Here is a 17,554-nt window from a genome sequence, read left to right as displayed (position 1 = left end):
TATGAGCACCCAACTTGACCTTCAACGCCTGTCGTTTGCCGCGAACCTCGCGAGCAGGGGTGACAGAACCGCCGTTGCCACCAGCAAGGGTGTCTTAACGTACCGGGAACTGGCCGACCGTGTTGAGGAGCTGGGCCAGCGCCTCGGTACCGAACGACGCCTGGTGGCACTGACGGCCGGTAACGATGTTGACTCCTTGGTGGGGTACTTGGCGGCCATGGCGGCCGGTCATCCGCTGATCCTCCTGCCCGCGGACAAGCCTTCCGCCCTGGAGTCCCTGGTCGCGGCCTATGATCCGGACGTTATCCTCAGTTCCGCGAACGGCCGGACAGTGCTGGAGGAGCGGCGGCCTGGCACCGTACACACCCTGCATCCGGACCTGGCCCTTCTGTTGAGCACCTCAGGTTCCACCGGTTCACCCAAGCTTGTGCGGCTGTCCTATGAAAACCTCCGGGCGAACGCAGAGTCCATCGCGGAATACCTCGGCATCACGGAGTACGACCGGGCAATGACCACGCTGCCCATGTCCTACTGCTACGGACTGTCAGTGATCAACAGCCACCTGCTGCGTGGTGCCAGCCTGGTCCTGACGGATCTGTCCGTGGTGGACCCCTGCTTCTGGGATCTGTTCCGCAGCGAGGGTGCCACATCGTTCGCAGCCGTTCCCTACACCTTCGAGTTGCTCGAGCGGGTGGGGTTCGCCGCGATGAAGCTGCCCACGCTCAGGTATGTGACCCAGGCTGGCGGCAGGCTCGGCCCTGACCTGGTCCGGCGCTACGCCGGACTGGGCGCAAGGAGCGGCTGGGATCTCTTTGTGATGTACGGCCAGACGGAGGCCACCGCACGCATGGCCTACCTCCCGCCCCGGCTGGCGGGTACGTCGCCGGGCGCCATCGGAGTCCCTGTCCCCGGCGGCGCCTTCCGGATAGACCCGGTCCCCGGACTGGAACATGGGGAGCTGGTCTATTCCGGGCCCAACGTGATGCTGGGATACGCCGGAACCCCCGAGGACCTCGGCCTCGGACGGACCGTGGATGAACTCCGCACCGGAGACCTGGCGCGCAAGAACGCTGACGGACTGTACGAGGTCGTGGGACGGCGCAGCCGGTTCGTCAAGATCGTCGGCCTCCGCGTCGACCTTGGACAGGTGGAACGGATCCTTGCCGACCTTGGTATTCAGGCCGCGAGCGCCGGCACGGACCAGGGACTCGTGGTCGCCGTCGAAGGTGAACACGACCCCGCGCTGCTGGGCAAGCTCCTCGCCCAGGGCATCGGCCTGCCCCGCGCTGCCCTGGAAGTACACGCGGTGCCGGAGCTCCCGCGTCTGGCGTCCGGCAAGCTGGACTACCCGGCCGTCCTGGCGCTCGCCAAACCCACAGTTCAACAAGCGCCGTCCAGCGCGAACTCCGGAGCTACGCCGCAGGACAGTGTGGTGAAGATTTTTGAAGACACGCTGGAGCTGACGGACATTTCCGACGACGACACTTTCGTTTCGCTCGGCGGGGACTCGCTTTCGTATGTGGCAGCGTCCGTGCGGCTTGAGCAGGCATTGGGACATTTGCCCCCGGACTGGCACATCACCCCGGTGGGAGTGCTGGGGGCCCGCCTTGAACAGCCGCGGCCGCGGAAGCGCCGCCCCTTCGCCCGGCTTGAAACCAGCATTGTGCTGCGGGCGGTCTCCATTTTCCTGATTGTCAGTACCCATATTGGTTTCCTGCACTGGCAGGGTGCGGCCCACGTGCTTATGGCTGTTGCGGGGTTCAACTTCGCCCGGTTCCAGCTGTCCGGGGAACGCATGCCGCGGCTGAGGAAGCAAGTGGCCAGCCTGGCCAGGGTCATCATCCCCAGCATGGCCTTCATCGGCTTCGCCTACCTGATCACCGACAGATACAGCCTGGCGAATATCGTCCTCCTGAACGCCATCATCGGACCCGAAGAGGTGACCACCCGGTCGCATTTCTGGTTCATCGAGGTGCTCGTCTACGTGTTGGTCAGCATGACGGTTCTGCTCGCCCTGCCCTGGGTAAGCCGGGCCGAAAAACGCTTCCCGTTCCTCTTTCCGCTGGTGCTGCTCGCCGCCGGGCTGCTCACCCGCTATGAGCATTTCGAGCCCGGAATTCCGCACACGCCGCCCATATTCTGGCTTTTCGCGCTGGGATGGGCGGTTGCCCGGGCCCGCCATATCCTTCAGCGAGGCGCCGTGAGTGTCGTGGCCGCCTTGACCATCCCGGGGTTCTTCGACAACCCCGCCCGTGAACTGACTGTCCTGGCCGGGATACTCCTGCTCCTGTGGCTGCCCAGCATTCCCGTCCCGGCCGGGCTCCGGCGCCTCACCGTTCAGCTGGCCAGCGCCTCCCTGCACATCTATCTGGTGCATTGGCTGGTCTACCCGCTGCTGGTTGAGCTCAGCCCCGCGCTCGCCGTCGTGGCCTCACTGGCCGCAGGCTCGGCGTACTGGGCGCTCTGCAGCTATGCGCCAACGGTCATCGGCCGCGCAAAAACCCGGTTGTCGAGCCCGTCGAGAGCCCCTGTGATTGAGTCCGCCGCCCTGGAGCCCTATCGGGCTGAGGCGCCGGCACGCACTCAGCGCTGACGTACTCCATCTCCTAACCAAACCGACTGCCCGGCCGCTGCACTTTCGTGTGTTCAACGATCCGAACGACGGGGGAGTTTGCGGGGCTGGGCGTTGCGCGGTGGGGGTTCCGGTGCATGTGCTTGTAGCTGCTTTGGTATTTCGTGGGCAGGGAGGGGCGTGGACCAGAGGTAGCCCTGGGCGTGGCGGACACCGAGCCTGCGTAGTTCGTTCAACTGCGCCGGTGTTTCGACGCCTTCGGCGATGACGCTGAGGTTCAGGACGCGGGCCATGCCGAGGATGAGTTGGATGATGGAGGCGCTGCTGGGATCTTTATAGCCGAGTTCTGATACGAAGGACCTGTCGATTTTCAGGGTGTGGGCGGATAGCCACCGGAGCTGGCTCAGGGATGAGTAGCCGGTGCCGAAATCGTCGATGGCCAGGCCGACGCCGCAGGCATGCAGGCCTTGGACGATGGCGGTGGGCAGTTCGCGTTGATCCATGAGTACGGATTCGGTGATTTCCAGGGTGACGGCGGCCGGGCTGATGCCGGTCGTGCAGAGAGCGTCCCGGACGGTGTCCACGAAGCGCAGGTCCTGGAGTTGGCGCACGGAGACGTTGACGAAGATCGTGAGATCCTTGGCGCCGGGCAGGGTATTGCGCCAATGTTGGGTCTGTTGGAGGGCCTGGTTGAGGACCCAGCTACCAATGGGAACGATCAGGCCGCTGTCTTCTGCGAGGCTGATGAAGCTTGCGGGCTGGAGCAGGCCGAGTGTGGGGTGTTCCCAGCGCAGGAAGGCTTCGAGACCGACCGGCATCCCGGTCTTGATGTCGATCACGGGTTGATAGTGGAGTCTGAGCTCATTCCGGTCCAAGGCGAGGCGCAGGTCGGATTCGAGGTTGAGCCGGGCGGTGGCGGCGGCCTGGGTGCGGGAGTCGCGGACCGCTATGCGGTCGCCGCCGGCGTTTTTGGCTTGGTACATGGCCATGTCGGCTGCGTCGAGGATGGTCTCGGCGGTGTCTCCCGGGCCGGCAGGGGCAATGCCGATGCTGATGTTCAGGAAAATCCGGCGGCCGCCGAGGGTGAAGTCCTCTTTGACAGCGGCGCGGAGCCGTTCGGCCACGGCAGTAGCCTCCGTGGCGTGCAGATTTTTGCAGATCACGATGAATTCGTCGCCGCCGAACCGGCCAACGGTGTCGCCAGGCCGGATGGCGGGACGGAGCCTGGCCGCGAGTTGAGTGAGGATGGCGTCTCCGGCGGCGTGGCCGACGGCGTCGTTGACGGTCTTAAACCGGTCAACGTCCAGGAAGAACACCACAACACTGGATGCTTTGCGGCCCAGGAGGTCATGGAGGATGGTGTTGATCAGGATCCTGTTGGGTAGCCCAGTCAGCGCGTCATGGGATGCCTGATGTGTCAGGACCGCTTCGGCCAGTTTGCGAGCGGTGATGTCCAGGGCGGTGATGAGCACCCGGGTCCGGGCGCCGGTCCCGGTGACCCTGACGCTGGCCAGAATCCAGCGCACGTCGCCGGTTGGTTGGATGAGGCGCAGCTCGCGGTCAAGGTGCCGGGAACCGGCCCGGTCCAGGGAATGCCAGTCGGTCCTGACGCCGTCCCGGTCCTGGGGATGGATTTTTTCCAGAAGCATGGATACGGAGACTTTCTCGCCCGTGGTGAGGTCCAGAAGACGGCCAAATTCCTCCGAATGCCACCACCGGCCCGATGAGAAATCGTATTCGGCGCTTCCCACATGGGCCATCTCCTGGGCTTCGATGAGCCGTTCGCGTTCCTTGCCTGCCTCGTCCTGCAGCTGCGCCACCGCTGTGACGTCCCGTGCGATGGTGGAGCTGCCGATCAGTACTCCGTCGGCGTCGAACCGGGGTGAGTGCGTGAGTGAAACCTCGGCGACGCGGCCGTCGTTGCGCCGCCAGCGGGTCCGGACCTCGCTGGAGCCTTTTCCGGCCAGGAGCTGCTCCAGGGCCTCCCTATGCAGAATGGGTCCGTTCGTGGTGGTCAGCAGGTCATAGTTCCGGCCGATTGCTTCGCCAGCGCTGAAGCCGAACATTTCGGTGGCACCGGCATTCCAGGCAGTGATTGTTCCGTTCAGGTCACCGCTGATGCGGGCCTCGGGGACGGCCGGCGTATGAGGAATCATCGGTACCCTCTTTCATCGGCCGGATCTTGCATATCTGGGATTGTGGCGCACGGGAAGTTCACGGGAAGAAGTGCTTGTTTTCAGGTCTGGATGTCGACAATGACCGTGGACTGGAAGGAGGAACCAGCGACTTGCTGGTTCCCCGCTTCCGGCCTGCTGGCCGGCTCATCGCGTGAGAGCAATTAGGAATCCGTGCTGTAGCCCCCACCCACCATGAACGGATATCACCAACGGCGTGGTGTATGGCGTCACTTTGTGCCTCTTTCGGTTGAAAGTCAATCGATGCAGTCACGGTGCAGGTTTACCGGAATTGAGCTCACTGCCATCCGCGGCCATTGCGGAGGTGCGGGTAAGGGGCCAGGTTCCCCCGGGGGGACGGTTCTCTGCTCTTTATGGGCGCCTTCCGACGTCAACGTCGTGGAAGGGCATTTGAAAAGCAGTGCGTACGAAGCCAGCTGAGAATCCCCGCGTCGCAGGATCCGTCGCCGCGCGGTGGCCGGCGGTCGCCCGGACTGCGGCCTTGACCTGCGCCCTGTTGTTCGTGAGCATGCTGCCCCAATCCTCCCTCGCTTTTTCGACGATTGCGCAATGTCCGCCCGGTGATTGAGCTTGTCGAAATTTTGACGCCTCGAGTGGAACCAGCCGGCTGGCCTGGAGCAGCGGCGCCGTCACGTTCCACGAAATCGTGGCGAGCCTCAGCACTTCCGGTGCCCGCCAGAACCGCTCTTTTGAACTTAGCCACGCCGACCGTTCAGTAGCTGCCGCCATGTGGAAAACTACCTGCACCACGGGTCGACGCGCACCTCGACTTTCGACCCGCATGTGCTCTGACGCGCACGAAATATGGCCCGCGTCAGGGAATATGCGCGTCGGCAAGGGATATGCGCGTCGCCGCCGGCCCGGTGGTCGAGCTCGTCGGGCCCCGGTTTCGACAAGCTCAACCACCGGGCCGCTCCTTGACGCCCTCCGCGCCCTGCGCATATCCTGAACGAACGGTCGGTAAATAAATCGAACCAATCCAGGCAGGTGCATAGGAGCAACCATGGAAGCCAACGCCCAGCGCGACGCGGACGGTCAGGCCAACTTTGACCGCGTGATCGCCGAGGACTCCCGCATTGAACCAAAAGACTGGATGCCGGACGCCTACCGCAAGACCCTCCTGCGCCAGATCTCCCAGCACGCCCACTCGGAGATCATCGGCATGCAGCCGGAAGCCAACTGGATCTCAAGGGCCCCGAGCCTGAAGCGCAAGGCCATCCTCATGGCCAAGGTCCAGGACGAGGCCGGCCACGGGCTCTACCTCTACTCCGCCGCGGAGACGCTTGGCCAAAGCAGGGACAAGATGACGGCCGATCTCATCGCCGGCAAGGCCCGCTACTCCAGCATCTTCAACTACCCGGCCCGGACCTGGGCGGACATGGGTGCCATCGGCTGGCTGGTGGACGGCGCTGCCATCTGCAACCAGGTGCCGCTGTGCCGCGCCTCCTACGGCCCCTACGGCCGCGCCATGGTCCGCGTCTGCAAGGAAGAGTCGTTCCACCAGCGCCAGGGCTTCGAGATCCTGCTGGAACTCGCCCACGGCACCCCGGAGCAGAAGCAGATGGCGCAGGACGCCGTGAATCGCTGGTACGCCCCGGCGCTGATGATGTTCGGCCCGCCGGACGACGATTCGCCCAACTCCAAGCAGTCCATGGCCTGGAACATCAAGCGCTTCAGCAACGACGAACTCCGCAGCCGCTTCGTGGGAATGATGGTGGAGCAGGTCCGCGTGCTGGGCCTCACCCTCCCGGACAGCGAGATCCGCTTCAACGAGGACACCAAAAAGTGGGAGCACGGCCCGCTGGACTGGAACGAGTTCCACGAAGTCCTCGCCGGCCGCGGCCCCTGCAACGCCCAGCGCCTTGAGCGCCGGAGGGAAGCGCACGACGACGGCGCCTGGGTCCGCGAAGCAGCCGCGGCCTACGCAGCAAAACAGTCACTGAAGACAAAGGAATACGCAGCATGAGCGACGCAAGCAACCCGGAGGTTTCGACGGTTTCGACAGGCTCAACCACCGAAAGGGCATGGGGCCTGTGGGAGGTCTTCGTCCGGTCGAGCCGCGGCCTTTCGCACGTCCACGCCGGGTCCTTGCACGCGCCGGATGCCGCCATGGCCCTGCGCAACGCCCGGGACCTCTACACGCGCCGCAACGAGGGTGTGTCCATCTGGGTGGTTCCGGCCGACGCCATCGCCGCCAGCGATCCCGACGCCAAGGGTTCGTTCTTTGAGTCCCCGCAGGGCAAGGACTACCGGCACGCCACGTACTACACCAAGAGCGAAGGGGTGAAGCACCTGTGAACGCTGTTCCCATGGGCGGGGAATCCGCCACCCGCATCACCCCCGGCAACGCCCTGCGCCCGGAGGACATCGCGCTCGAGGTCCGCACCGGCCTGGCCAGGCCCACCGAGGACGTGGCCGAGTACGCGCTGCGGCTCGGGGACGACGGCCTGATCCTCGCGCAGCGGCTGGGCCACTGGATCTCCCGCGGCCCCGAGCTGGAGGAGGACGTGGCCCTGGGCAACATCGCCCTGGACCAGCTGGGCCATGCCCGGAGCTTCCTGACCTACGCGGGCGGCGCCTGGGACAAGACCGAGGACGAGTTGGCGTACTTCCGGCGCGAGCCCGAGTTCCGGTCGGCCGCCATCTTTGAGCAGCCCAACGGCGACTTCGCGGCGACCATCGCCCGCCAGTTCATCGTGAGCTACTACCAGTTCGAGCTCTACCGGCGGCTCACGCAATCCACAGATGCCACACTCGCTGCCATCGCCGCCAAGGCCGTGAAGGAAGTGGACTACCACCGGGACCACAGCGCCCAGTGGGTCCTGCGCCTGGCCGGCGGTACGGAGGAATCCCGTACACGGATGATCCAGGGCCTGAAGCAGATGTGGCCCTACGTCGCCGAGCTCTTCCAGGACGACGAGCTGACCGCGCGCCTGGCTGAAACGGGCGCCGCCGTCGGGCCTTCCAGCCTGAAAGCCGACTTTGACCGCCTGACCGGGGAGATCCTCGCGGAAGCCGAGCTGGAGGTGCCGGACGTAGCGGCTGCCCCGGGCGGCGGACGGCACGGCCAGCATTCCGAGCACCTGGGCTACCTTCTCGCGGAGATGCAGGTCCTGGCGCGCGAGTACCCCGGAGCGAGCTGGTGACCGCCGTGGCCGTACAGCAGCGGACGCAACAGCAGCAGGCGTGGGACATCGCCGCCACGGTCTGCGATCCGGAGATCCCCGTGCTCACCATCGAGGACCTGGGGATCCTCCGCGACGTGCAGGTGACAGGGGAACAAAGCGTAAGGGTCACCATCACGCCCACGTACTCGGGCTGCCCGGCCATGGACGCCATCCGCGACGACCTGAAGATAGCCTTCGCCAAAAAGGGCTACACAGCAGAGGTGGACCTGGTGCTCGCCCCGGCCTGGACCACGGACTGGATGACCGAGGCCGGGAAGGCGAAGCTGCAGGAGTACGGCATCGCCCCGCCGTCGGGCATGGCAGCGGCGGGCGGACACCATGGCCCCATCAGGCTCAAAATGGCCGTGAAATGCCCCCAGTGCTCCAGCCTGAACACCAAGGAGCTCACCCGTTTCGGCTCCACGTCCTGCAAGGCGCTGTACGTCTGCAAGGACTGCCTGGAACCGTTCGACTACTTCAAAGTCCTGTAAGGAACCCCCATGCCTGTTGTGCGCCAGACCGCCGCCGAATCGGCGCTAGCCAGCGGCCGCCGTCGTCCGTCCTTCCACACCCTCACCGTCACCGAGGTAAGAAGGCTGACCGAGGACGCCATCGAGGTGACCTTCGGAGTACCCCAAGAGCTGGCCGGCCAGTTCGACTACCTGCCCGGCCAGTACGTGGCCCTGCGCACCACGCTGCCGGATGAGACCGGCGAGCCGCACGAGATCCGCCGCAGCTACTCCATCTGCGCGGAGCCGCGCAGCTTCCCGGACGGCAGCAGCGAGATCCGGGTGGCCGTGAAGCAGGACCTGGGCGGGCTGTTCTCCACGTGGGCCAACGCGGAGCTGAAGGCTGGGGACACCCTGGACGTTATGAGCCCCATGGGCGCGTTTGTGTCCAAGCACGGCCGGGACGGCAAGGCCGTGGAGCAGAACGTCATGAACTCCATGAACCACCCGGAGGAGCTGGCGGGGGAGGCGGCCTCGCAGGGGGCGGGCACCTTTGTGGCCATCGCGGCGGGGAGCGGCATCACCCCGGTGATCGCGATCGCCCGCACGCTGCTGGCGGCCAACCCGGAGACGCGCTTTGACCTGATCTACGCCAACAAGGCCGCCATGGACGTGATGTTCCTGGAGGAGCTGGCGGACCTGAAGGACAAGTACCCGCAGCGGCTGGCCATCCACCACGTGCTGTCCCGCGAGCAGCGGATCGCGCCGCTGCTGTCCGGCAGGATCGACGCCGAAAAGCTCCAGCAGCTGCTGGGCACAGCCATCCACGCCGACGATGTGGACGAGTGGTTCCTGTGCGGGCCGTTCGAGCTGGTGCAGCTGTGCCGGGACACCCTGGCCGAGCGCGGGGTGAAGCCGGAGCACGTGCGGTTCGAGCTGTTCACGAGCGGCAAGCCGGACCGCCCGGAGGGCCACGCCGGCCGCCCCGTGGTGGTGGACGAGTCCCAGGAGACCTACAAGATCACCTTCAAGCTGGATGGCCTGCAGGGCGATGTGGCCAGCCCCACGCATGCCCGCGAGTCGATCCTGAACGCCGCGCTGCGGGTCCGTGCGGACGTGCCGTTCGCGTGCGCCGGGGGAGTGTGCGGCACGTGCCGCGCCAAACTGGTCACCGGCACCGTCACCATGGACGAAAACTACGCGCTGGAGCAGGATGAACTGGACAAGGGGTACGTCCTGACCTGCCAGAGCCACCCCACCAGCAAAGAAGTAACAGTCGACTTCGACGTGTAAGGAACCCATGATCTCCCTCTCCATCGCCAACGGCGTCGCCGAAGTGGTCCTAGACGCGCCCCACAAGCTGAACTCGCTCGACGAGCAGGCGCTCGCTGATTTAACACAGGCGTACGACGACGCCGCTGCCGCCGCCTCGCGCGGTGAGGTGCGGGCGCTGCTGCTCAGGGGAGAGGGCCGCGCCTTCTGCGCGGGCCGCGACATTTCGGCCGTGACGCCGGAGACGGACGACGCCGAAGCGTACCTGGGCGGGCTGGTGCAGCCGCTGCTGAAGAAGATGAGCGCGTTCCCGGCGCCGACGTTCGCGGCCGCCCATGGCGCGTGCCTGGGCGTGGGGCTGGGCCTGTTGCTGGCCACGGATGTGGTGTACGTGGCGGAGAATGCCAAGTTCGGTTCGCCGTTCGCCAAGCTGGGCGCCACGCTGGATTCGGGAGGGCACTGGTACTTCACCGAGCGGCTGGGCATGCACCGGACGCTGGACCTGATCTACACGGCCGAGCTCATGTCCGGCGCGGAGGCCGTCGCGCAGGGGATGTTCAGCCGGGCGATGCCGGCTGATGAATTGTTGGCCAACACCCGGGAAATTGTGACGAAGGTGGCCGCCGGGGCCACTGGCGCGTTCACGGCGAGCAAGGAGCTGGTGGCGCACATCCGCGACCAGCGCCTCGGCCTGTGGGACGCCATGGCAGAGGAAAACGCAGAGCAGGCGCGGCTCTGCAAGGGCGCAGACTATGCCGAAGGCTTCCGGGCGTTCCAAGAGAAGCGGGCGCCAGTCTTCGAAGGCCGGTGATTGAGCCTGTCGAAATCCAGTCACTCAATTGCGAATTTCCACCATAGATTTGTAAGGTTCACCTATGACAATGGGGAAATCTATTACTAAAGCCGTCATTCCTGCTGCCGGCCTGGGGACTCGGTTCCTGCCCGCCACGAAGGCGATGCCGAAGGAAATGCTGCCGGTTGTTGACCGCCCGGCCATCCAGTACGTGGTGGAGGAAGCCGTCAAGGCCGGCCTCGACGACATTCTGATGATCACGGGGCGCAGCAAGCGCGCCCTTGAGGACCACTTCGACCGTGAACCCGGGTTGGAGCGCGCGCTGGAGCTGAAGGGCGATCAGGGTCGCCTGGACCTGGTCCACGAGGCTTCTGATCTTGGTCCTATCCACTACGTCCGCCAGGGCGAAGCCAAGGGCCTGGGCCACGCGGTGCTGTGCGCCAGCCAGCACGTAGGCAACGAACCGTTCGCCGTCCTCCTGGGTGACGACCTCATCGATGAGGCCGAGACCCTCCTCACCACCATGATCGAGGTGCAGCAGAAGACGGGCGGTTCCGTCATCGCCCTGATCGAGGTGGATCCCTCGGAGATCAGCGCCTACGGCTGCGCGGACATCACTGCGATCGAGGGCGAGGACTTCGTTCGCGTCAATAGTTTGGTGGAAAAGCCGGCCATCGCCGAAGCGCCGTCCAACCTGGCCGTCATCGGCCGTTACGTGCTGCACCCGTCGGTGTTCGGCGTCCTCGAGAACACGGAACCGGGCCGCGGCGGTGAGATCCAGCTGACTGATGCTCTCCAGACCTTGGCCGCCGGCGAGGGCGAGGGCTCGGGCGTGTATGGCGTGATCTTCAAAGGCCGCCGCTTCGATACAGGCGACAAGCTGAGCTACTTGAAGGCTGTCATCACGCTGGCTTCCGAGCGTGTGGAATTCGGTGAGGACTTGAAGACGTGGCTGAAGGCCTTCGTCGGCTAGCTCCAGATGCCTCTGTAAGTGCCTACAGGCCCGCCGCTGACCAGCGGCGGGCCTGTAGACGTTTAAGGGCCGCGGCGACCAAGAGCGCGCCAATTACAGCCCCACCTGTGTTTGTGACAAGATCCAGCGCACTTGCGAACCGGTTGTGAAGAAACAGCAGCTGACCCAGTTCCATTACCCCCGAGACAATTAGCCCAAAGGCGCCGATTTGCCACCAACGCTTGCCGTCATAGGCCAAGGACGCCACTGCGCCCAGCGGAATAAAGAGCATGACGTTGGCAGACGCCTCCACGAACTGGTAATTGAACCATCCGGGAATTCCACGGCCGTGGAGGAACTTCAGGAAGCCCGAAAGGTCCCCCTGCACAGGAGCATCGACGGGGCTTGGCCAATAAGCCACCAGCGCCAGCAGCGCCAGCATGGTCACCAGGACAGAGCGCCAGAGCCTGGGATTTTCCAGTTGTTTCAAAGCGCCCTCAGATGGTTCAGGCCAGCTGGCTGCCAAAGTCTTTTGCGCCAATATCTCCCCATAGGTCCAATAGATACCACATGCTTAAATGCAGAGGGTGGGTGGTTCTCCGTTTTCCGGAGAACCACCCACCCTCTTTGGTGTTTGTGGGTGTTGCGGTTACGCTGCTGCCTCGGTCTTGGCGCGGCGGCGTACTACAACTACAGAGGCTGCGCCGGCGGCAAGTGCGCCAGCTCCAACCAGAGTCCATAGGATCAGGCCTGAGTCGGCGCCCGTGTTGGCGAGGCCCGTGCCACCGCCGGTGTTGGCGAGCGCAGCGCCACCACCCGTGTTGGACAGCGTGCTGGCGTAGGCCGGGTCCACAACAACTGTCACGGGGCCGACAGTTGCGCCCGTGGTGTTGCTCGTTGCAGTGACGAGGTAGGTGCCGGCTGCAACAATGGTGATCGGCACAGAGAAGTTGCCCTGTGCGTCTGCCGTAGCGGAAAGTGTCTGCGCCTCGGCAAATACGCTGATCCTTGAGCTCACTGCGCGGTTACCAACTGCGGCGCCGGAAGATGCCGGCGGTGTGCCCGGTGTGACCCGGATGGTCAGCGGCTGACCAGCGAAGGGGCCGTTGCCGCGGAAGACAAACTGCTCACCGGGACCAACTTGGTTGTCCGAAACCGCTGCCTGCGGCGGAACCGGCGAAGGAGCCGGGTAGGTTGCGAATGCCGGTGCGGCACCGACAAGGGCGAGCGATCCTGCAAGGGCGAGTGCTGCGAGTGATTTTTTCATTGTTGTCCCCCCGGAGACGTTAAAATTTTGATGTACCCGAATTGAGGAGGTTTCCTCTCCGCACGAGACCTGTGCAGAAATCCCGGATAGATATCCCAAGAAAGACGTTACCATCCTCGTCGAGTTGCCAGCAACGTGAGTCCACACGGTTTACATACTGTTAACGCGCCGTCTATAACTACTGCCCACATGAATCACTTGTTGTGGGCAGGATCACATCTTTGACATCTTGCACAGTAGGTGTGACAACCACGTTAGGTTCCGTGTGCTGCACGATTTTCGAAAAGGTGAAGTCGACCGTGCTGCTCTCTCCTGGCGCTAACCTGACTGCGAGCGTACCCACAGGTCGGTTGCTGTGCTCGTAAGAAGCAAAGTTGGTGCTCTGACCGTCGACTTTCGCGGTTTCTACGTTTGATTGGACGGGACCATAAGCCACGATGTTGGTTTGAACTGACCCGGCGGGCACGCCGAAAGCGCCCGCACCAGTGACATATGTTGGGAGTGACGTCCCAGCATCGGCAGGAGCGGTATTTGTGCTGGTTACCCGCACAATGGTTTGTTCATAGCCGTCTCTGGCGCATTCCTTCATGAGTTGGACAGTACGGTCAACGTAGTAGTCCATCTTGGCGCCGGTACCGTCGTTATAGTAAACACCGAACTGAGCCGGCGAGATGCTGGGACCTGAAATGGAACCGCTCAGTGCGTACTTCGACATGATGGATTGTTCTGCAGGCAGGCCTGACCACACCAGAACGCGTCCCTCGGTGGTACCGCGGGTGAGCCCTTCGATCAGGCCCTTTGCATTTCCCTTGCCGTCGGCCAGTGCTGCAAAAATTTCCTGAGCGACGCCTGCAAAGTATGCATCCTGCAATCCCGGCTGCTCGATTTTGGCGTACACGTCAGAGAGCAGGGTCTGCACGATGTTCTGACCTGTCAGTTCCGTCGGCAAGCCCGCGGCTGCGAGCGCTACGAGCTCTGGGTGCTTGATGCTAACGGTACCGGTGGCATCAAGCACGTAGCCAAGGGCCACGGGGTCTATTGATATAACCCCGTCCACACGCTGTCCGGTTTTTCTCTCCCACATGGCCTGAGCAGTGCTGGCTGCTGTTGGGAAGTCGGGTGTCAGGTTCACATCCTGCATGAACTTCCCGACGCGCCCCGAGTAGATCTGTTGCTGCTCGGCCTCGACCGGGACGACCGGCAACATGACCCCGACGGCGCTGGCGCTGCTCTGGGCCCCGAGGCTCAGCTTTCCTTTGTCGAGACTCAGGACAGCAAGCGCTCCAGGTATTCCCCCGGAAGCTCGAGACTCGGCGTTGTTTTGGATCATGAGGAGGTAGTTACGGGTAGCTCCCGCACCAAGCATCCCGGGCGCAATGTTGGATGCATCGGCGGCCGCGTCTAACGCTCCGGTTACGGTTTGCAACTGGTCCCGTGCCTGCGTCAACGGAGCCGCAACCTGCGGCCATAGCTTGGTGGCATCGATCTGGTTTAGCCTCTCAGCTGACAGTCGAACGGCGTGCGCTGCGGCCGAGATGCTCGGCGAGGCCGTTTCCACCGGGGTCAGGTCAGTTCCTTCGCTACTGGGGAGCAGGGCCTGCCAATCGAGTGCTCCATAAACCCTTACCAAGGGTTCGAGACCGAGGCTGGCCACGTCGTCGGCCGAGCGTGCGACTTCGGCCACGGCGCTGAAGTTTTGGCCAAGCCCGGGCAGGCTGGCAGCCAAGGTCCATATAGGATCGTTGGCCGCATCCTTTGCCGCAAGGGTGTGGGCGCGCAGTTGTGTGACTGTCCCGGAAGCCGTTCCCGCGTCGTCACTCGTGATGTTTTCCCTCAACGTCGGGATCAGAAGAGTCGCCGCATCGAGTTCGGACTTAATTGCCGTTGCCTTGCTTGCTAGCCAGGCCGAACCGGCGACAGCGACGATAACAAGGCTGCCAAGGGCGATAAGCGTGAGTAGGAGCGGTCGGCGGTGGTTTGACTTGCGAGACTTCGAAACACGTCCCGCCCGAGACCGTTCATCTCTAGCCGGAATTTCTTTGGCGTCTGTCATCGTTAGGGCCGACCCAGGCCTCGATAGGTCCATCCGGCGGCGCGCCATTTGGCAGGGTCCAGAACGTTGCGGCCGTCCAGGATTCGACGTACAGAAACGGCGCTTCCTAAGTCATAAGGGTCCAGATCGCGGTACTCCTGCCACTCTGTGAGTAACAGCAGAGCATCCGCCTTCGCGATGGCAACGGACGTGTCAACTTCGTAGTGCAGTTCAGGAAATCTCCGGGCGGCGTTTGGCAGAGCCTTCGGGTCGGTCACTGTCACTACCGCGCCCTGCAATTGCAGCTGAGCCGCGATGCTGAGGGCGGGGGAATCCCGGACATCATCACTCTCAGGCTTGAATGCAGCGCCCAACACGGTGACTCGCTTACCTAGCAGGGACCCGTCACACAGGTCCCTTGCTAGTTCCACCACGCGGGTTCTGCGACGCATGTTGATTGCATCGACCTCTCGAAGGAAAGTGAGCGCCTGGTCCGCTCCGAGCTCGCCCGCGCGGGCCATGAACGCTCGGATGTCTTTGGGCAGACACCCGCCCCCGAAGCCGATCCCCGCGTTCAGGAACTTTCGACCAATACGATCGTCCATGCCAATGGCATCCGCGAGCTGTGTGACGTCTGCTCCAGCTGCTTCGCAAAGTTCTGCCATGGCGTTGATAAAGGAAATTTTGGTGGCCAGGAAGGAGTTTGCGGCGGTTTTAACAAGCTCTGCAGTCGGATGGTCGGTGACGAGACGGGGCGTTCCGGAGGCCAGTGGGACGTTGTAGACGTCGTCCAGGATGGATACAGCAGGATGGTCCTCAGAACCGTCGCTGACACCATACACGAAGCGGTCCGGGTGGAGGGTGTCGGAGACGGCGTGACCCTCACGGAGGAACTCTGGATTCCAGACTAAGTGGGCGTCAGGTTGTGCTGCAAGGAGAAGCTCAGCGAGGCGTGAGGCTGTTCCCACCGGAACTGTCGACTTTCCAACCACTACGTCGCCTGGCGAGAGATAGGGGAGCAGGCCTGTCGCGGCGGCGTCGACATAGGTCAGGTCAGCACCGTTCTCACCCTTTTTCTGAGGCGTTCCCACACAGATAAAGTGAACTGCATTTCCTGCAGCAGCGGCCAAGTCCGTGGTGAAGGACAGCCGTCCCGTTTCCTGCACTTCCCTCAATAGGTCTTCAAGTCCTGGCTCGTAAAACGGCGCACGAGCAGCAGATAGATCTTCGATTTTCCGCGCGTCCACGTCAATACCGACTACCTCATGGCCCAACTTGGCCATGCACGCCGCATGCACAGCGCCTAGATAGCCGCAGCCGATTACAGATATGCGCATAAGGATAATTCCTTCCCCAAGGGGTCAGTGGTTTGCGTCGAGTCGAGAAGAGATCAGCGAGTTAGTAGGCGCCCGCTCTGCCAAAAACAGCACGGGCGGTTCGGAGGATGATTACGAGGTCGCCAGCCAGCGACCAATTTTCCACGTAGTACAGGTCAAGGCGGACCGAGTCCTGCCATGACAGATTAGAGCGCCCACTGACCTGCCAGAGCCCCGTCAGTCCCGGCTTGACAAGAAGTCGACGCCGGACGTCACTTTCGTACGCCTCGACTTCGCGGGGAAGTGGAGGCCGTGGGCCGACAAGACTCATTGATCCGCTGAGAATGTTAAGCAGTTGAGGTAACTCATCAACGCTGAAACGCCGGAGAATTGCTCCCAGACGTGTCACGCGCGGGTCATTCTTCATCTTGAATAAAGGACCGCTGCCTTCATTCGCTTGCTCCAGCTCAGCGCGGCGGCGTTCGGCATCGATGACCATCGAACGAAACTTGATCATAAAGAAGTGATTGCCCTCCATCCCAACGCGTTCCTGACGAAACAGGATCGGTCCGCGACTGTCTAGCTTAATGAGCAAAGCAACAAGAATCATCGCTGGCGACACAATCGCCAACAAAATTCCCGCTGCCGCGACGTCAAAAAGGCGTTTGGCGACTCTTTGACCGCCCTCGAGCGTGGGTGTTGTCACATGAATAAGAGGCAGTCCAGCAACTTGTTGAGTGTGTATGCGAGGACCGGCGATGTCTGTGAGCGCAGGCGCCATTATCAGCCCGATGTTTCGAGCCGCCAACTCCCAGCCCAAGTGACGCAGCGTCTGCGGATGTAGTTGTACGCCCGCGGATACCGCCACCGCATCGGCACCACATGCCTCCAAGGCGTTGACAATGGACTGCGGATCGGATTTATTTCCCACGATCCTAAGCCCCGACTGGGGTTCGACGCTTGTGCCAGCATCTGCCCCAGGAATGTACGCCGCAACTGGGAGGTATCCGGCATGCTTGGCTCCGTGCAAAGACGCTGCCAAATGTGCAACAGCACCGGGGCCTCCGAGTAAAAGTAGCCGCGACATACTGCGGCCTTGCCCGCGTTTGATGCTCAAATGTTGTCTGATCAACCATCGGCCAAGTAGAAGGCCCAGTAGCCCAACAGGAAGCGCCAGCCCCACGTAGCCACGTGCAGTGTCAATCCGGAAGACATAGGAAACAATCGCGATGATTCCGAACAGCCAAAGGGACGCGGCTGCTACTCGCTTGTATTCGTCCGGCCCGGATCCGAGTATGCGGCTTTGACGACTGTTCCAGGCTCCCAACATGAACCACCAGGCTGCAGCCAGCACCACGGAAAGCCAAACGTACGGTACGTCTTGGCCGGCGGTGGTCGATTCTGAATCCATGCCAAAGCGGATGAGGAATGCTCCAACGACCGCCCAGATAATAATGAACGCATCAACTATGCGTAGCCGACGCGATGACCGCCGGCGCCAGTTGGCGTCCTCACTCATCGAACATCCCCCATATTACA

The 17,554-nt window shown here is 63.1% G+C and carries 14 protein-coding genes; 8 read left to right on the top strand and 6 right to left on the bottom strand.

Annotated features, from left to right (window positions below):
• Nucleotide 1 precedes the first annotated feature (1 nt).
• A complete protein-coding gene (locus tag NIBR502772_RS19525) occupies nucleotides 2-2,593 on the top strand; it encodes an AMP-binding protein (protein ID WP_141141422.1) in 2,592 nt (863 codons plus the stop codon).
• A gap of 53 nt (nucleotides 2,594-2,646) precedes the next feature.
• Here NIBR502772_RS19525 and NIBR502772_RS19520 read toward each other — a convergent pair whose 3' ends face one another.
• On the bottom strand, nucleotides 2,647-4,728 hold the full coding sequence (locus NIBR502772_RS19520) for a bifunctional diguanylate cyclase/phosphodiesterase (protein ID WP_141141421.1): 2,082 nt from the start codon (nucleotides 4,726-4,728) through the stop codon (nucleotides 2,647-2,649).
• A 1,042-nt stretch (nucleotides 4,729-5,770) separates the two neighbouring features.
• On the opposite strand from NIBR502772_RS19520, the gene paaA reads away from it, so the two are divergent.
• The 7 genes from paaA (at nucleotide 5,771) to galU (ending at nucleotide 11,421) form a co-directional block, all read left to right on the top strand.
• The gene (paaA, locus tag NIBR502772_RS19515) at nucleotides 5,771-6,733 is read left to right on the top strand and encodes a 1,2-phenylacetyl-CoA epoxidase subunit PaaA (RefSeq protein ID WP_141141420.1); all 963 of its coding nucleotides are present in this window, start codon (nucleotides 5,771-5,773) and stop codon (nucleotides 6,731-6,733) included.
• Entirely contained in the window at nucleotides 6,730-7,065 is a 336-nt protein-coding gene (gene paaB, locus NIBR502772_RS19510) for a 1,2-phenylacetyl-CoA epoxidase subunit PaaB (RefSeq protein WP_141141419.1), read from the top strand. Before paaA ends, paaB begins: the two co-directional genes overlap by 4 nt.
• An 11-nt stretch (nucleotides 7,066-7,076) precedes the next feature.
• Nucleotides 7,077-7,913 (top strand): 1,2-phenylacetyl-CoA epoxidase subunit PaaC, encoded by an 837-nt coding sequence (gene paaC / locus NIBR502772_RS19505; RefSeq protein ID WP_141142171.1) that lies wholly within the window; start codon nucleotides 7,077-7,079, stop codon nucleotides 7,911-7,913.
• A complete protein-coding gene (gene paaD, locus NIBR502772_RS19500; protein ID WP_141141418.1) occupies nucleotides 7,910-8,425 on the top strand; it encodes a 1,2-phenylacetyl-CoA epoxidase subunit PaaD in 516 nt (171 codons plus the stop codon). Before paaC ends, paaD begins: the two co-directional genes overlap by 4 nt.
• A gap of 9 nt (nucleotides 8,426-8,434) precedes the next feature.
• Nucleotides 8,435-9,676 carry a 1,2-phenylacetyl-CoA epoxidase subunit PaaE gene (paaE, locus tag NIBR502772_RS19495; protein WP_141141417.1) on the top strand — a complete coding sequence of 414 codons (1,242 nt, stop codon included), beginning with the start codon at nucleotides 8,435-8,437 and terminating at the stop codon, nucleotides 9,674-9,676.
• Between the two features lie 7 nt (nucleotides 9,677-9,683).
• A complete protein-coding gene (locus NIBR502772_RS19490) occupies nucleotides 9,684-10,466 on the top strand; it encodes an enoyl-CoA hydratase/isomerase family protein (protein WP_141141416.1) in 783 nt (260 codons plus the stop codon).
• 64 nt (nucleotides 10,467-10,530) lie between these two features.
• Nucleotides 10,531-11,421, top strand: a complete 891-nt coding sequence (gene galU, locus NIBR502772_RS19485; protein WP_141141415.1) for a UTP--glucose-1-phosphate uridylyltransferase GalU — start codon at nucleotides 10,531-10,533, stop codon at nucleotides 11,419-11,421.
• A 22-nt stretch (nucleotides 11,422-11,443) separates the two neighbouring features.
• On the opposite strand, the gene NIBR502772_RS19480 is transcribed toward galU, so the two are convergent.
• From NIBR502772_RS19480 to NIBR502772_RS19460, 5 genes are all read right to left on the bottom strand, one after another.
• Nucleotides 11,444-11,941: a VanZ family protein gene (locus NIBR502772_RS19480; protein ID WP_371706711.1), complete on the bottom strand. Its 498-nt coding sequence runs from the start codon at nucleotides 11,939-11,941 to the stop codon at nucleotides 11,444-11,446.
• Nucleotides 11,942-12,049: 108 nt separating this feature from the next.
• Nucleotides 12,050-12,667: an LPXTG cell wall anchor domain-containing protein gene (locus NIBR502772_RS19475; protein WP_141141414.1), complete on the bottom strand. Its 618-nt coding sequence runs from the start codon at nucleotides 12,665-12,667 to the stop codon at nucleotides 12,050-12,052.
• Nucleotides 12,668-12,845: 178 nt separating this feature from the next.
• Nucleotides 12,846-14,720, bottom strand: coding sequence for a DUF4012 domain-containing protein (locus NIBR502772_RS19470; RefSeq protein WP_141141413.1), 1,875 nt, complete (start codon nucleotides 14,718-14,720; stop codon nucleotides 12,846-12,848).
• A gap of 2 nt (nucleotides 14,721-14,722) precedes the next feature.
• Complete coding sequence (locus tag NIBR502772_RS19465) at nucleotides 14,723-16,036, bottom strand: UDP-glucose/GDP-mannose dehydrogenase family protein (protein WP_141141412.1); 1,314 nt, start codon at nucleotides 16,034-16,036, stop codon at nucleotides 14,723-14,725.
• Nucleotides 16,037-16,097: 61 nt separating this feature from the next.
• The gene (locus NIBR502772_RS19460; RefSeq protein WP_141141411.1) at nucleotides 16,098-17,534 is read right to left on the bottom strand and encodes a sugar transferase; all 1,437 of its coding nucleotides are present in this window, start codon (nucleotides 17,532-17,534) and stop codon (nucleotides 16,098-16,100) included.
• Nucleotides 17,535-17,554: the final 20 nt, after the last annotated feature.

The organism is Pseudarthrobacter sp. NIBRBAC000502772 (assembly GCF_006517235.1).
Taxonomy (GTDB): Bacteria; Actinomycetota; Actinomycetes; order Actinomycetales; family Micrococcaceae; genus Arthrobacter.
Note: the sequence above shows the minus strand (reverse complement) of the source record. Positions and strands in the feature narration are given on the sequence as shown.

Bases quoted from the DNA above. Each gene is read 5' to 3' on its own strand.
- NIBR502772_RS19525 (WP_141141422.1), top strand. From the start codon at position 2: ATGAGCACCCAACTTGACCTTCAACGCCTGTCGTTTGCCGCGAACCTC.
- NIBR502772_RS19520 (WP_141141421.1), bottom strand. From the start codon at position 4,728: ATGATTCCTCATACGCCGGCCGTCCCCGAGGCCCGCATCAGCGGTGAC.
- paaA (WP_141141420.1), top strand. From the start codon at position 5,771: ATGGAAGCCAACGCCCAGCGCGACGCGGACGGTCAGGCCAACTTTGAC.
- paaB (WP_141141419.1), top strand. From the start codon at position 6,730: ATGAGCGACGCAAGCAACCCGGAGGTTTCGACGGTTTCGACAGGCTCA.
- paaC (WP_141142171.1), top strand. From the start codon at position 7,077: ATGGGCGGGGAATCCGCCACCCGCATCACCCCCGGCAACGCCCTGCGC.
- paaE (WP_141141417.1), top strand. From the start codon at position 8,435: ATGCCTGTTGTGCGCCAGACCGCCGCCGAATCGGCGCTAGCCAGCGGC.
- NIBR502772_RS19490 (WP_141141416.1), top strand. From the start codon at position 9,684: ATGATCTCCCTCTCCATCGCCAACGGCGTCGCCGAAGTGGTCCTAGAC.
- galU (WP_141141415.1), top strand. From the start codon at position 10,531: ATGACAATGGGGAAATCTATTACTAAAGCCGTCATTCCTGCTGCCGGC.
- NIBR502772_RS19475 (WP_141141414.1), bottom strand. From the start codon at position 12,667: ATGAAAAAATCACTCGCAGCACTCGCCCTTGCAGGATCGCTCGCCCTT.
- NIBR502772_RS19470 (WP_141141413.1), bottom strand. From the start codon at position 14,720: ATGACAGACGCCAAAGAAATTCCGGCTAGAGATGAACGGTCTCGGGCG.
- NIBR502772_RS19465 (WP_141141412.1), bottom strand. From the start codon at position 16,036: ATGCGCATATCTGTAATCGGCTGCGGCTATCTAGGCGCTGTGCATGCG.
- NIBR502772_RS19460 (WP_141141411.1), bottom strand. From the start codon at position 17,534: ATGAGTGAGGACGCCAACTGGCGCCGGCGGTCATCGCGTCGGCTACGC.